This is a genomic window from Pseudomonas sp. Irchel 3A5 (assembly GCF_900187575.1).
Classification (GTDB): domain Bacteria; phylum Pseudomonadota; class Gammaproteobacteria; order Pseudomonadales; family Pseudomonadaceae; genus Aquipseudomonas; species Aquipseudomonas folii.
The window spans coordinates 1-15,126 of record NZ_FYDU01000027.1 but is presented as its reverse complement, the minus strand read 5'-3'; the positions used below and the strand labels follow the sequence as shown (position 1 = coordinate 15,126).

Below are 15,126 nucleotides of genomic sequence, written 5' to 3'. Positions count from 1 at the left end.
TGCGCCGCCCGCTGGAAAGGGACGTTGAAGAAACGCTAATCCACTTTCCAGCACGGAGCCAGACCATGGCTGATTTATATGAGAACCCAATGGGCCTGATGGGCTTTGAGTTCATCGAGTTCGCTTCGCCGACGCCCAATACCCTTGAGCCTGTGTTTCAGATCATGGGCTTTACCAAGGTGGCGGTGCATCGCTCCAAGGATGTGGTGCTGTATCGCCAGGGCGATATCAACATCATCCTCAACAACGAGCCCAACAGCCCGGCTTCGTACTTTGCCGCCGAGCATGGGCCGTCGGTGTGCGGCATGGCTTTCCGCGTCAAGGATTCCCACCTCGCCTACCGGCGGGCACTTGATCTCGGCGCCCAGCCCGTGGAAATCGCCACCGGGCCGATGGAGCTGCGCCTTCCAGCCATCAAAGGCATTGGCGGTGCGCCGCTGTACCTCATCGACCGCTTTGGCGAAGGCACTTCGATTTATGACATCGACTTCAACTTCATCGAAGGCGTAGATCGTCACCCCGTGGGCGCAGGCCTGAAGTTTATCGATCACCTGACCCATAACGTCTATCGCGGGCGCATGGCTTACTGGGCGAACTTCTACGAAAAACTATTCAACTTCCGCGAGATTCGCTACTTCGACATCAAGGGCGAATACACCGGCCTGACCTCCAAGGCCATGACTGCGCCGGACGGCATGATCCGCATTCCGTTGAACGAGGAGTCGTCCAAAGGGGCAGGGCAGATCGAAGAGTTTCTGATGAAGTTCAATGGGGAGGGCATCCAGCACGTGGCGTTCTTCACCGACGACCTGATCAAGAGCTGGGATGCGCTGAAAGCCATCGGCATGCGCTTCATGACCGCGCCGCCGGAAACCTACTACGAAATGCTCGAAGGCCGCTTGCCCAACCACGGCGAGCCGGAGGCCGAACTGAAAAGCCGCGGCATTTTGCTGGATGGTTCTTCTGATGGGGGCGAGCGGCGTTTATTGCTGCAGATCTTCTCGGAAACCCTGATGGGGCCAGTGTTCTTCGAATTCATCCAGCGCAAGGGCGATGACGGGTTCGGCGAGGGCAACTTCAAGGCGCTGTTCGAGTCGATTGAGCGCGACCAGATCAAGCGTGGGGTTTTGGCGGTGGAGTAGGGCTGGAAAGTGTTTTAACTGTGGGTTCGAGGCTTGGCTGAGATTGGGTTAACACACCATCGCGGGCAAGCCTCGCTCCCACAAGTAGAATGTATTTACACGCTTCTTGAGTTGAAAATACGGCCCTGTGGGAGCAGAGCTTGCTCGCGATGATTTGCGAACCCAATCCAAGGCAACCACTGCTTTCCCAGTTAAAACCCATTCCAGATAACGCCCTGCATCCATCACTGGAACAATGAAACATCCCCACCCATCCGCGAGCTGATCACCCGCGCCGTCGCCCGCAGCCGCTGTGCTGCTTTAGCCTGGCGTTCGTCGGTAAACACTGATGCCGATCCCACCATGGTGATCACCCCGGCGAGCTTGTTGCCGACGCTGAAGAGCGGTGAGGACACCGCATTGACTCCCGCCATCAACAACCCGCGAATCTGATGCACACCGTTGCTGCGGATATCGCTGAGGTGTTGTTCGATCTCACGCAATTGCGCAGCGTTTAAATGAGCCGACTCCTGATCTTGCAGCTCAGCGGTTTCGCTGTTCGTGAGGAAGCTGTCGAACACCAGTCCTGTAGAAGAACCGAGTAACGGCAGCACCGAGCCGACCTGAGTCACCAGGGTCACCGCACCGCTTGAAGGTTCGACATAAACGACTGTCGGGCCCTTATTACCCCACACCGCCAGAAAGCAGGTTTCATTCAGCTCGTCGCGCAACACCGCCAAATGCGGTGCGGCGATTTTCAGCACATCCAGGTGACCCACCGCAGCCAGGCCCACATACAGCGCCTCACGGCCCAGTGCGTAGTGGTTGGTAACCGCATCCTGCTCGGCGAAACCACTGGCAATCAGCGCCTGCAGATAGCGATGCACTTTGCTGGCGGGCATGGCCACGTGTTCAGCCAGCTTCGACAGTGAAGTGGAGGGTGCCAGTTCGGCCAGCGCCTTGAGGATGCCCATGCCGACTTCTGCGGCCTGAACCTTTTGCTGACGCCCGCCTGCGGGGCTTTCGGTGTCTGTGGTCATTACGCTCATTTCAAAAAGGGACGAGCTACGCCGGTCTGAGGAGGCTGCTTTATAGCTTGACCGGCTTTCAAACTCAAATTACGTTATGCGTAATCGTTTTCTGTTAAATGTAATTTTTTGCCCGTGCTGCCCCTGAAAAAAGATGCAATTTGCGGAATTGAAATGCATTCCTGTAGGAGCTGCCGAAGGCTGCGAAACATTTATCCTGACACACCGTCATCGCAGCCTTCAGCAGCTCCTACAGGTCATTCGGTGTCATGGACACAACGCAATAACTTATAAAAACAAAAAGAGGTTCCGATGTTTACTCATCAGTCTCCCGAGCCGCTGGTTTATCAATCGGGCTTCGGTAATCAGTTCAGCAGTGAAGCGCTGCCTGGGGCATTGCCGTTGGGGCAGAACTCACCGCAGAAGCACACTTTGGGTCTTTACGCTGAATTGTTGTCAGGCACCGCGTTTACCGTACCCCGTGCAGAAGCCCGACGAACCTGGCTTTATCGCATCAAACCCTCTGCTGCCCATCCCCATTATCAGCGGCTGGATCGACAGATCATCGGCCAGCAAATGGGGCCGGTTACGCCTAATCGTCTGCGTTGGAATGCTTTTGACTTACCGTCCGAACCGACGGACTTCATCGATGGTCTGCAGGTCATGGCCAGCACCCACGCCGCCGATCAGACTGAGGGCGTGACGCTCTACAACTATGTCGCCACGGCCTCGATGCAGCGAGCTTTTTTCAATGCCGACGGTGAATGGCTGATCGTCCCGCAGATGGGCCGTTTACGCCTTGTCACTGAACTGGGCCTGCTCGATATCGAACCGCAAGAAATCGCTGTGTTGCCCCGTGGCATGCGCTTCAGCGTGCAGTTGCTGGATGCGACGGCCCGAGGTTACGTGTGTGAAAACCACGGTTGCGCGTTGCGCCTGCCTGAGCTGGGGCCGATTGGCAGTAACGGGCTGGCCAACCCTCGGGATTTTCTCGCGCCCATCGCCTGGTTCGAAGAGCGCGATGAGCCGGTAACCCTGGTGCAGAAATTCCTCGGCGAACTGTGGAGCACGCAGCTCGATCACTCACCCTTCGACGTGGTGGGGTGGCATGGCAACAACGTGCCGTACAAGTACGATCTGCGCCGTTTCAACACCATTGGCACCGTCAGTTACGATCATCCTGACCCATCGATCTTCACCGTGCTGACTTCTCCGGGCACCGTGCATGGCCAGGCCAATATTGATTTCGTGATCTTCCCGCCGCGCTGGATGGTGGCCGAAAACACCTTCCGGCCGCCATGGTTTCACCGCAACCTGATGAATGAATTCATGGGCCTGATCGAAGGTGCCTACGATGCCAAGGCCGAGGGCTTCATGCCCGGCGGCGCATCGCTGCACAACTGCATGAGCGCCCACGGCCCGGATAACGCCACGGCTGAAAAAGCCACGGCTGCGCAATTACAGCCACACAAGATCGATAACACAATGGCCTTCATGTTCGAGACCAGCAAAGTCTTGCGCCCGAGCCTGCATGCCCTGCAATGCCCGCACCTGCAAACCGATTACGACGCCTGCTGGACCGGCATGGCGAAGACCTTCACTAAGGGAATGCCGAGATGAATACGCCTGCACACAGCCGCAGTTGGGTGACTTCCGCCAACGGCCATGCTGATTTTCCATTGCAGAACCTGCCGCTGGGCGTTTTCAGTCGGGGCGATTCTGCCAGGCGTGGTGGCGTAGCGATCGGGGATTCTATTTTCGATCTGCAAGCGGCCCTGGCAGCGGGCTTTTTCAATGGCGCTGCGCGTGGGGCTGCCGAGGCTGCCAGTCGCGATCAGTTGAATGATTTTTTTGCCCTCGGTGCTCATGGCCGTCGAGCGTTGCGCAGTGAATTGCTGCATCTGCTGGACGAACACAGCCCACAGCGGGCGCGTCTGCAAGCGTCCAGCGAGTTGCTGCTGCATCCCATGAGCGAATGTCAATTGCACATGCCTGCTCGTGTTGGCGATTACACCGATTTCTATGTCGGCATTCATCACGCGATGAACGTCGGCAAGCTGTTCCGTCCCGACAATCCGCTGCTGCCCAACTATAAATACGTACCGATTGCCTACCATGGCCGCGCTTCGACGCTGTGTGTGTCCGGCAGCCCGGTCAAACGTCCCGATGGCCAGACGCTTCCGCCCGGTCAGGACGTCCCCCAGTTCGGCCCATGTAAACGACTGGATTACGAACTGGAAATGGGCGTCTGGGTTGGTCCAGGCAACCCTGACGGAGAGCCCATCGGGATCGCCGATGCGCAGCAGCATATCGCGGGGTTGTGCCTGCTCAACGACTGGTCGGCCCGCGATCTGCAAGCCTGGGAATACCAGCCACTTGGACCCTTTTTGTCGAAGAGCTTTGCCACGACCCTTTCTCCCTGGGTGGTCACGGCCGAAGCGCTGGCGCCGTTCCGCTGCCCGCAACCGGCGCGGCCCGAGGGTGATCCTCAGCCGTTGCCATACCTGCTGGATGAAGCCGATCAGCAGGGTGGTGCGCTGGATATCGAACTGGAGGTGCTTTTATTGACCCGGCAGATGAAAGCCCAGGGTTTACCGGCTCAGGTTCTGGCTCGCAGCAACACCTTGAACATGTACTGGACCGTGGCGCAGATGCTCACCCACCACAGCGTCAATGGCTGCAAACTGCAACCCGGCGACCTGTTCGGCACCGGCACCTTGTCTGGCCCGCAGCCGGGGCAATTTGGCAGCCTGCTGGAAATGACCGAGGGCGGTAAGCACACCGTCGAGTTACCGAGTGGTGAAGTGCGGCGTTTTCTGGAAGACGGTGATGAGGTCACCCTGCGTGCCCGCTGCCAGCGGGAAGGGCAGGTGTCGATCGGGTTTGGCGAGTGCCGGGGTGTGGTGGTGGGTTAGTTCTGGTTTGGAGTGGGTTTTAACTGTCAGTGTTTGTGCTTGCCTTAGATTTGGTAACCCAATCTAAGGCAAGCACAATTCTTACAGCTAGACCCCATTCCTATAGAAACCCCTCGATAAGCGACCCACTCCTCGGCAAAAACCTTCCTTGCCGCTCACCCTGCGCCTTGCCGTCTGCATAGCTCAATTGTCCATTGACCCAAACCCCGTCGATGCCTTCGGCGGCGCGTTGTGGGTCTTTGAAGTCGGCGACGTCGCGCACGGTTTCAGAATTGAACAACACCAGGTCCGCCCAGTAGCCTTCGCGAATCAGGCCGCGTTCATGCAAGGCAAAGCGCGCTGCCGATAGTCCGGTCATCTTGTGCACGGCGGTATGCAGCGGGAACAGCCCCAGATCGCGGCTGAAATGCCCGAGCACACGGGGAAACGCTCCCCATAGACGTGGATGCGGAAACGGATCTTCCGGCAGTCCGTCAGAACCGATCATCGACAGCGGATGACTCATGATCCGTTCGACATCCTGCTCATCCATGCCGTAATACACCGCACCTGCCGGTTGCAGCTTGCGGGCGGTATCCAGCAGCGACAGTTGCCAGTCGGCGGCGATGTCTTTCAGGTCGCGGCCGCTCTGATCCGGGTGCGGTGTTGACCAGGTAATAGTGATGCGAAACGCGTCAGTTACCTGCTTGAGGTCCAGTGTCGACGAACTGGCGGCGTAGGGATAACAGTCGCAGCCCACCGGATGAGTCTGAGCGGCTTTTTCCAGCGAGGCGAGTAACTGCGGGCTGCGTCCCCAGTTACCGGCGCCTGCGCATTTCATATGGGAAATGACCACCGGCGATTTGGCGTGGCGACCGATATCGAAGGCCTCATCCATGGCGTCCAGCACCGGCTCGAACTCGCTGCGCAAGTGAGTGGTGTACACCGCACCGAACGCGGTCAATTCTTCGGCCAGTTGCTTGACCTCGGTGGTCTCTGCGGAGAACGCGGAAGCGTAAGCCAGGCCGGTAGACAACCCAAGCGCACCGGCTTCAAGGCTGTCGCGCAACTGTTCGCGCATGGCGCTGATTTCTTCCGGGCTGGCGGTGCGCTGCAGATCGTCCATATGATTACTGCGCAGCGCCGTATGGCCGATCAGTGCGGCGACATTGACTGCAGGACGCGCTTCGTCCACGGCATTGCGATAGTCGCTGAAACGCGGGTAAACGAATGCGGCGGCGCTGCCGAGCAGGTTCATCGGATCAGGTGGATCCCCGGCCAGGGAAACCGGTGAGGCGCTGATTCCGCAATTGCCGACGATCACTGTCGTGACCCCCTGGCTGATCTTGGGCAGCATCGCGGGATGGCGAATCACGACCGTGTCGTCGTGGGTGTGCACATCGATAAAGCCTGGCGCCAGGACGCGGCCTGCGGCGTTGATTTCTTCTTTTGCCTTCGCGCCGTCGAGGGGGCCGACACGCAGGATGCGGCCCTCGTAAATTGCCACGTCGGCGCGGAAACCGGGGCTATCGCTGCCATCGATCACCAGCGCGTCGCGAATGATCAGGTCATAAAGCATGGTTCAGTCTCCAAGCGGCAAGCCGTCTTCACCGCCGCGATAGTCATCGAGGGCCAGCTTGATCCGCCGCAGTCGCTCCTGATTTTCTTCAGGGGCGAGCAGGGCCAGTTCGGTGGCGAGCACGTCGATGGTCAGCAGCATGCCGTAGCGGGCGGCGGTGGGTTTGTAGATGAAATTGGTTTCGGCAATCTGCAACGGCAACACCACATCGGCGATTTGCCCCAATGGTGAGTCGGGCAGGGTGATGGCCAGGATTTTAGTGCCATAGCTGCTGGCCAGTTTCACAGCGTCCAGCAGCTCCGGCGTCCGACCGCTGAGCGAACAGGTAATCAGGCTGTGTTCCGGCCCAAGCGTTGCGGCGATCAGGCGCATCATCACCGGATCACGGCTGGCGGCGATGGGATAACCCAGACGCACCAGTCGGGTCTGCAATTCTTCGCTGCACAGGCTGGAACAGCCGCCCATGCCAAACGCATGAATCATCCGCGCCTTGCTGACCAGTGCGACGGCGGCGGCAAAGCGCGACTCGTCAAACCCGGCCAGTTGCTGACGCAGCGTGGATTCAATATCGCCGACGATCTGCGTGAAAAACGCCGACTGCTCTGGCGCTTGCTCGGGCTTGAGAAAGCGGCTGCCGACGCCACTGGCCTGAGCCAGTTGCAGGCGCAGGTCGCGCAGGTCCCGGCAGCCGATGCTGCGAGCAAAACGCGAGAGGGTGGCACTGCTGACTTCAGCCCGTCTGGCCAGCTCGTCGAGGCTGGCGCTGGCGGCAAACGCCATGTCACTGAGGATCAGTCTGGCAATCCGGCTTTCTCCCGCGCTGAGTGAGTCCTGACGCGCGCGGATCTGGTAAAGAATATCCACTCAGAGCACCTGAGCCAGGCCGAGCGTCAGGGCGAATGCGACAATGGAAATCAAGGTCTCCAGCACCGTCCAGGTTTTGAAGGTTTGTGCCACGGTCATGTTGAAGTACTCCTTGATAAGCCAGAAACCACCGTCGTTGACGTGGGAAAAGATCACCGAACCTGCGCCTGTTGCCAGCACCAGCAACTCCGGATGGGGATAGCCAAGACCGAGCGCCACGGGGGCAACGATACCCGAAGCCGTGGTCATGGCCACCGTCGCTGAACCCGTAGCAACCCTCATCAATGCGGCGAACAGCCAGCCCATGAGCAGCGGCGAGAGATGAAACTCTTGAGCCAGACCGACGATTTCATTGGTGACGCCGCTGTCGATCAGAATCCGGTTCAAGCCACCACCGGCACCCACCAGCAGCGTGATGCTCGCCGTCGGCGCCAGACATTCATTGGTGAACTTCAGAATCGAGTCGCGGTTGAAGCCTTGGGCGATACCCAGTGTCCAGAAGCTTAGCAAGGTGGCCAGCAGCAGGGCGATCACCGAGTTGCCGATGAACAGCAGGAAACTGTTGAAGGCACTGCCCGGCGTGCTGATCAGGTTGGCCCAGCCGCCCAACAGCATGAGCACCACGGGTAACAGAATCGTGGCCATGGTCAGGCCAAAGCTTGGCAGTTGCTGACGCGGTTCTCGGTCCAGAAACTGCTTGCCCAGTGGGTTCTCGGCGGGCAACTGGATACGCGGCACGATGAACTTTGCGTACAGGGGACCGGCAATGATCGCGGTAGGAATGCCGATCAGAATGGCATAGAACAGGGTTTGCCCGACCGACGCCTGATAGGCCTGAACCGCCAGCATCGCCGCAGGGTGCGGCGGCACCAGCGCATGCACCACCGACAGACCGGCCACCATCGGCAGGCCGACCATGAGGATCGAAACACCAACCCGACGCGCCACGGTGAAGGCAATCGGCACCAGCAGCACGAAGCCGACTTCGAAGAACAGCGGCAGGCCCACAAGGAAGGCGATGCAGACCATGGCCCAGTGCGCATTGCGCTCGCCGAAGCGGTCAATCAAGGTCCGCGCCACCTGCTCTGCACCGCCGGATTCAGCCATCATTTTGCCGAGCATGGTGCCCAGTGCCACGACCAGAGCAATGTGCCCGAGGGTCTTGCCAACACCGGCTTCATACGACGCAACGACCCCCGTGGCAGGCATGCCGGCGACCAGAGCCAGGCCTACTGAAATCAGCGTGATGACAATGAACGGGTTGAGGCGATAACGGGCAATCAACACGATCAAGGCGATGATCGCGACGGCAGCGTAAACCAACAGTGAAATACCAGCGGACGGCGGCATAGAGCGGTTCCTTGCAGAGAGAGGTGATCGAATGGCTCAGCACAGGCAGGAGTAACCCGTCAGTGAAGAGGCGTTCCGGAAAAACTCGGCAGAGGTATCGCTAAAGGTTTGCACGCTGGAGCAGGGGTGGAGCAGCGGCGATCACAGGCAGTCATTATTGTTATCTCTGTTTTCGTGATGAAAATAAATTACACGAAATCAAAAATAGAAATCAATATATGAAAATAGTTTTCTTTTAAGGAGGGCTATGTTGTCAATGAGTTTGTGGGGGATTCCATGTTTGCCCGCAAGCTGACGTGGGACCGGCTTTAGCCGGGAAGGCTGCATTCCTGACGATAGAAATGCTGCGCCTGTACCGGCCCTTTCCCGGCTAAAGCCGGACCCACGACTGTTATTCCTGTGGGAGCAGAGCTTGCTCGCGATAAGGCTGGACGCGATCTGAAGTGAACCGCGTCCAGCCTTATCGCGGGCAAGCACCGCTCCCACAGGACCGCATTCCAAGCTGGAGTCTTGAGATTCATCACCCGCTAAACCGCTCCCGATAAGCCATCGGCGTCACCCCAAGCCCTCGCAAGAAGCTACGGCGCATGGTCTCTTCACTGCCAAACCCACAGCGCGCCGCCACGCGTTTGATGGGCAGTGTGCTGTCCGCCAATAACCGTCGGGCCGCTTCAACCCGCAGTTGTTCGATGGTCTTGGCCGGGGTGATGCCGGTTTGCGCGCGGTAGTGGCGGACGAAACTGCGTTCGCTCATGCCCACCTTTGCGGCCAGAGCGGCAACGCCGAGGTCGCTGGTCAGATTTTCGATGATCCAGCCATGCAGATCGGCAAAGCGTCCATCGTCCGTGACGCTGGCGTGTTGCATCGACAAGGTGGCGCTGAACTGCGACTGGCCGCCCGGTCGCTTGAGGAACACCACCAGATCACGCGCCACGGCCAGTGCCATGGCGTGGCCTAGATCCTCCTCGACCAATGCCAGGGCCAGATCGATACCCGCCGTTACCCCTGCCGAAGTCCAGAACCCTTGGTCATTGATGAAGATCGGATCGGGATCGACCCGTAGCGCCGGGTATTGCCGGGCCAGCGCCTCGCAACTGTGCCAATGGGTCACAACGCGGCGGCCGTCGAGCAAGCCGGTCGCGGCCAACAGAAACGCGCCACTGCACACCGAGGCGACGCGTCGGCTTGCACCGGCGCGCTCATGCAGCCAGTGCACCAGTTGAGGATCGCTGGCCGCCACCTGAACGCCACGACCACCCGCGACGATCAACGTGTCACTGCGTTCGCTGGCCGCAGGCAGAGGAAAGGTCAGCAAGCCCAGCCCTGCTGACGATTCGATGGTGTGGTCCTGGGCGGCGATGACCTTCATTTGATAAGGCACGGGGAGACCCTGTTGTTGGGCCTGAAGGTTAGCCGAGGCGAAGACTTGCAGCGGTCCGCAGACATCCAGCAACTGAACGTTGGGGAACGCAAGAATGTGCACGGATCGTGGCTGATCGCTCATTGGCTTTATCTGAAGTCGTTGGCGTGAAAAGTGGGTACTATGGCGTATCCGCCAAAGGCTAAACCGCTAGAGTTATCGCGTCTACCCCAACCTCAAGCGGACTTCATATGACTCTGCACATCGGCTTGCTCATATTTCCAAAAGTGCAACAGCTGGACTTGACCGGCCCTTATGACGTATTTGCCTCGACGTCCGACGTGACTGTGCACTTGATCTGGAAAGACCTTGACGCGCTGCATTCCAGTACCGGCCTGCAACTCAAGCCCACTCAGACTTTCGCCGGTTGCCCGCCACTCGATGTTCTTTGCATTCCCGGCGGTCAGGGCATCGACCCCTTGCTGGAAGACGAACAAACCCTGGCGTTCATCCGCAAACAGGCCCTGACCGTTAAATACCTGACGTCGGTCTGCACCGGCGCTTTGGTACTGGGCGCAGCCGGGCTATTGAAGGGCAGGCGGGCGACGACTCACTGGGCCTCGCATGAATTGCTGGAGAGTTTTGGCGCAATCGCGGTGCATGAGCGGGTGGTCCGCGATGGCAACCTGATGACCGGTGGCGGGGTGACCGCAGGAATTGATTTCGCCTTGACGCTGGTCAGCGAATTGTTCGGAGAGGTGCGGGCGCAGACCGTGCAGCTGCAGCTGGAGTACGCCCCGGCAGCGCCTTTCAACGCAGGTCATCCCTCAACCGCACCCGCCGAAGTCCTGGCATTGGCCAGCGAGCGACTCCGGGAATCCATTGAGCAACGCCGCGCAATCGTGGCGCGAGTGCTGGCAAAGTCTTAGGTTTTTGCTACCGGGATTTCGTACCAGCCAAGAAACATGTCCAGCGTCGATTCAATGACATCGGCTTGTTGTTCTGCACTCAATATCGGCCTGTTGAAAGTCACTTGAGGCCAGAACGCAAAGCCCTTGAGCAGACCATGCATCTGGGTGGCGGCGAACGTCGGGTCGGCGGCCTTGAGTCGACCATCGGCCTGGGCGGCGCGGATCCAGGCGGCGAAGGTTTCTTCACGCTCATCCAGGCGTGCCAGCCAGACTTGTGCACGTTCGGGTGAATGAATGGTTGCCCCCAGCGCCACTCGCGCAAGGTCCAGGCAGTTGGTATCAGAGAGCGTCTGCATTTTGGCCTGCAACATAACGCGCAACTGATGACGCAGTGTCACACCCGGCCGATAGATTGAATCCCGATTCTCGCCAATACGGCACCAGAGGCGCTGGAGGATTTCCGCGAACAGTTCTTCCTTGCTGGGGAAATGGTTGTAGACCGTGCGTTTGGAAACCTCGGCCCGTGCGGCAATGCGGTCCATGCTGGTCACTTCAAACCCGGTGTCGCGAAACTCGGCAATGGCTGCCAGCACGATAGCTTCGCGTTTTCGGTCGGTGAGTCGCAGGGGAGCAGTCATAGGTCTCGCTTCAAACAAGTGTTTTGATAAAAAGTACACCCGGCAGTTTACTTGTCATCAATGATGATGCAAGCTTAAAACTACACTGTGTAGTGTAAACGCAGGTTACACATTATTTGCCTTTTCCGCTATTGCAAAGCGGCGGCGATGATGAGCAGCGCGGCAAACTCCCGGAGTCAGCAGACCATGACCAAGATCACAGAACATTCGTCAGCTCAGCCTTTACCAACCCTGCAAAAGCACGAGGGCCGTTATCGCAACCCCGTGCCCATGAGTCGGATGGGCTTTTTCAAGACGCTGGGGATTTTCTGGAACATGGCTTTCAAGAAGCCCTCGGTTACCCGACCTTCGGGGGAAATTCCAGTGCAATCACTCTCGCGCCAACAGCTTCTGGCTGCGCCGGACTACACGGTCTACCGCTTGGGACACTCCACGGTCTTGCTGAAAATGCGCGGGGTTTTCTGGCTCACTGATCCGGTGTTCGCCGAGCGTGCATCGCCGGTGCAGTGGGCGGGGCCGCAGCGCTTCCACCAGCCGCCGATCAGCCTGGAAGAACTGCCGCCGATCAAGGCAGTGATTCTGTCCCATAACCATTACGATCATCTCGACCACATGACGATCAGGGCACTGGAGGCTAAAACCGAGCACTTCCTTACGCCGCTGGGCGTGGGCGATACCTTGATGGAGTGGGGCGTACCGGCGCACAAGATTCAGCAACTGGACTGGTGGCAATCCACCGAAGTGCATGGCATGCAGTTTGTCGCAACGCCTTCCCAGCATTTCTCCGGCCGTACGCTGCTGGACGGCAATCGCAGCCTTTGGGCGTCATGGGTTATGCACGATGAGCATCAGCGGATTTTCTTCAGTGGCGATACCGGTTACTTCGACGGCTTCAAAACCATCGGTGAGCAATACGGGCCGTTCGACCTGACGTTGATGGAGACCGGTGCCTATAACGTCGACTGGCCCGACGTGCACATGCAGCCTGAAGAAACCCTGCAGGCGCACATTGACCTGCGCGGTCGCTGGTTGCTGCCGGTCCATAACGGCACCTTTGACCTGGCCATGCACGCCTGGCACGAACCTTTCGACCGCATTATCGCGCTGGCCTGGGAGAAAAATGTCTCAATCACCACGCCGCAAATGGGACAGCCGTTTTACGTGCAATTCCCATGTCGCGGTACTGCCTGGTGGCTGGGCATGGAAGGCGTGCGGGAAGTGCCGTCGGAGAACATCCGCGGTTTTCAGTACGTGCGGCGCAATGCTTGAAGCCTGTCTGTGCAGGCGAACTCGCTGCCACTGACAACGCGCGGAGTCCTGTGGGAGCGGTGCTTGCCTGCGATTGGGTTTGCAAATTATCGCGGGCAAGCACCGCTCCCACATGAGATCACCGGTACTACCCTCAACCCTGCTTCGGATCCGCCGGCGTACCTGGTCTCGGCTGCTCACCCTGTTCATTCATCTGCTTGTTCTTCTCGCCAATCTTCCCGGCATTTTCCGGTTTGTGGTCGAGGTCTTCGCGGTTCGATTCCTGATCTTTCGTTTGCTCGGTCATCACGGCATCTCTTGTTGTCTGTGGGCTGGTTTGTAGTCGTTAGAGATTGGGCAACACAGCACGCGCAAGATTCGCAATATTTTCCGGATTGATCGCATCCGATCCAGACCGTTGAGCGTTATTATCAGCACCCCGCGGCCGCTGGGGGGGAGATACATATCGCAACGAATCAGTTGAATGGGGCAGCAGGGATGAAGAGTTGGAACGTTATCAGGGTTTTATGGGGCGCGATGATACTGGCCTCGTCCTCTGCTGTGCATGCCTACACGGTGAATGAGTGCACCGAAAAATGGTACCCACTGGCAAAGCCTGGTCAGCAAAACTTTAAGCAGCATCCTGAGAAGACCGTAACTTGCGTGAAACACAACATCAACATGAAAGGTCGCCAACTAGCCGAGATCGATGGAAAAGGGTATTACATCACTGACTCAAAGACGGAAAGCACGGCGTGCCCGCGCGCTGGCGTATACGTACCCGTCCCTGCGTGCATACTCCCATCAAAGATGCAGCGCAATGTGGTGCGTGAAGAGCGTGGTTATTATCTGTTGACGCCCCATGGCACCGACTTGCGACGCTTGGGTGATTCCTGGTATTCGACTGATGGCCGTAAGGTGTTTCTCCTGACTACTCCCATTGAAGGCGCGGACCCAGCCACTTTCGAGGCATTTGATACATCGGGCGCCGACGGGCACGAGGATTGGGCAAAGGATCGCAACCACATTTATCACGGTGACGAGCCGATGCCGGACATGGCGTTGGGGGAGATGCAGTTCGTCGGGCCCTTCGTGATCAATGCCGGCCGTGTATTCGAGGTTGGCCTGAGCAGCGTGAAGGAGAGACCCGATGTCCTGCCGACGCTGACTATGCTTGTTCCTGAAAACTCTCGTAGGAGTCTGGTCAGCGACGGGCGTCGTCTCTATCTGAGAGGAAAGGCAGTGGACAGCCTTAGCGAACTCGATGGCTTTAATGGCGCTGACATCAAAACCTTATCTCCAACCTGTCCAATAGCGGGCCATCCTGACCTTCGCTGCAAGGCGAATCACCCTCAGGTTTTCGATAACGGCCCGGAATCACGCCTCGCCCTTGCAGGGAATGATGTGCTGTATTTTCGTGGCGTGAACGATGTGAAGCGCATCTCGAGCGTGCCCGACCTGGTGTTCTTCCGGCCGGACAATACGCCGTATGTTCTTGGGATCAGTGGGCAGCGCTTGTACTACATCAGCGGTCCTGACACCTCTCCGGTTGCCGGTCCATCCTTTCGTGGACACCTCAGCGGTCCGATAGCCGGGGCGCTTGTCGACGAGGAGGGCTTCATCACCTCTTTCCCGCAGTCGAATCTGAAGAAGTGCTCTGCAAATTCTCGCGTGCCAGCCTGGCCGAAAGCGGGCGATTCGAGTCGTCTCGGCGCACTGCGTCAACTGGCTGAGACAGAAACACCCGAAGGCTTTGCAGTGGCGCTGGAAAACGACCGCTACCGTTACCTATTTGTCAGCCGCGAGAAACGAAGCGCTGGCGATACCGTGATAGATCGCAACGATGGCCGGCTCGTGCTTGCTGATTGCCGTCAGGACTAGGCGGGGTTCTATCGAACCTCGCCGTCGCGCAGCAGACATAGGACCTGTAGGAGCGCACGAGCACCGCGAGGCCGCGATAGCGATTTATCAGAAAGACCGCCATCGCTGGCCTCGTAACCTCGGTGAGCTCCTTATCTGTTAGCAATCTGTCAGATTAGGTGCCGAGAGTCGACGTGGACGATCGCTCGCTCCTCGATTTAGCCGATCGTTCTGTAGCAAGGTCTCCACGTCGATATCTCCTCACACACGCCC

General features: G+C 58.5%; 13 protein-coding genes. 6 read left to right on the top strand and 7 right to left on the bottom strand.

What is annotated here, in order from left to right; genetic code table 11:
• Positions 1–65: 65 nt before the first annotated feature.
• A complete protein-coding gene (hppD, locus tag CKW31_RS28750) occupies positions 66–1,142 on the top strand; it encodes a 4-hydroxyphenylpyruvate dioxygenase (RefSeq protein ID WP_095102500.1) in 1,077 nt (358 codons plus the stop codon).
• 224 nt (positions 1,143–1,366) lie between these two features.
• Here the strand turns inward: hppD and CKW31_RS28745 are convergent, their stop codons facing one another.
• On the bottom strand, positions 1,367–2,161 hold the full coding sequence (locus CKW31_RS28745; RefSeq protein ID WP_095102498.1) for an IclR family transcriptional regulator: 795 nt from the start codon (positions 2,159–2,161) through the stop codon (positions 1,367–1,369).
• 300 nt (positions 2,162–2,461) lie between these two features.
• Here CKW31_RS28745 and hmgA point away from each other — a divergent pair, with 300 nt between their 5' ends.
• Entirely contained in the window at positions 2,462–3,769 is a 1,308-nt protein-coding gene (hmgA, locus tag CKW31_RS28740) for a homogentisate 1,2-dioxygenase (RefSeq protein WP_095102495.1), read from the top strand.
• Positions 3,766–5,064, top strand: coding sequence for a fumarylacetoacetase (gene fahA, locus CKW31_RS28735; RefSeq protein WP_095102492.1), 1,299 nt, complete (start codon positions 3,766–3,768; stop codon positions 5,062–5,064). Before hmgA ends, fahA begins: the two co-directional genes overlap by 4 nt.
• 100 nt (positions 5,065–5,164) lie before the next feature.
• Here fahA and CKW31_RS28730 read toward each other — a convergent pair whose 3' ends face one another.
• The 4 genes from CKW31_RS28730 to CKW31_RS28715 all read right to left on the bottom strand — a co-directional run bounded on the left by CKW31_RS28730 (position 5,165) and on the right by CKW31_RS28715 (position 10,340).
• Positions 5,165–6,622, bottom strand: a complete 1,458-nt coding sequence (locus tag CKW31_RS28730; protein WP_095102489.1) for an amidohydrolase family protein — start codon at positions 6,620–6,622, stop codon at positions 5,165–5,167.
• Between the two features lie 3 nt (positions 6,623–6,625).
• Complete coding sequence (locus tag CKW31_RS28725; RefSeq protein ID WP_095102486.1) at positions 6,626–7,486, bottom strand: MurR/RpiR family transcriptional regulator; 861 nt, start codon at positions 7,484–7,486, stop codon at positions 6,626–6,628.
• Positions 7,487–8,836 (bottom strand): gluconate:H+ symporter, encoded by a 1,350-nt coding sequence (locus CKW31_RS28720; RefSeq protein ID WP_095102483.1) that lies wholly within the window; start codon positions 8,834–8,836, stop codon positions 7,487–7,489. It lies immediately after the preceding gene.
• Between the two features lie 520 nt (positions 8,837–9,356).
• Entirely contained in the window at positions 9,357–10,340 is a 984-nt protein-coding gene (locus CKW31_RS28715) for a GlxA family transcriptional regulator (RefSeq protein WP_095102480.1), read from the bottom strand.
• Between the two features lie 107 nt (positions 10,341–10,447).
• Between CKW31_RS28715 and CKW31_RS28710 the strand changes: the two genes are divergently transcribed.
• Positions 10,448–11,125: a DJ-1/PfpI family protein gene (locus tag CKW31_RS28710; RefSeq protein WP_095102477.1), complete on the top strand. Its 678-nt coding sequence runs from the start codon at positions 10,448–10,450 to the stop codon at positions 11,123–11,125.
• On the opposite strand, the gene CKW31_RS28705 is transcribed toward CKW31_RS28710, so the two are convergent.
• Complete coding sequence (locus CKW31_RS28705) at positions 11,122–11,745, bottom strand: TetR/AcrR family transcriptional regulator (RefSeq protein ID WP_095102474.1); 624 nt, start codon at positions 11,743–11,745, stop codon at positions 11,122–11,124. The two genes, CKW31_RS28710 and CKW31_RS28705, sit on opposite strands and share 4 nt — an antisense overlap.
• A gap of 186 nt (positions 11,746–11,931) precedes the next feature.
• Here CKW31_RS28705 and CKW31_RS28700 point away from each other — a divergent pair, with 186 nt between their 5' ends.
• Positions 11,932–13,014, top strand: coding sequence for an MBL fold metallo-hydrolase (locus CKW31_RS28700; RefSeq protein WP_095102568.1), 1,083 nt, complete (start codon positions 11,932–11,934; stop codon positions 13,012–13,014).
• A gap of 133 nt (positions 13,015–13,147) precedes the next feature.
• Here CKW31_RS28700 and CKW31_RS28695 read toward each other — a convergent pair whose 3' ends face one another.
• Positions 13,148–13,300 carry a hypothetical protein gene (locus CKW31_RS28695; RefSeq protein ID WP_095102471.1) on the bottom strand — a complete coding sequence of 51 codons (153 nt, stop codon included), beginning with the start codon at positions 13,298–13,300 and terminating at the stop codon, positions 13,148–13,150.
• A gap of 191 nt (positions 13,301–13,491) precedes the next feature.
• Between CKW31_RS28695 and CKW31_RS28690 the strand changes: the two genes are divergently transcribed.
• On the top strand, positions 13,492–14,874 hold the full coding sequence (locus CKW31_RS28690; RefSeq protein ID WP_095102468.1) for a DKNYY domain-containing protein: 1,383 nt from the start codon (positions 13,492–13,494) through the stop codon (positions 14,872–14,874).
• Positions 14,875–15,126 lie beyond the last annotated feature (252 nt).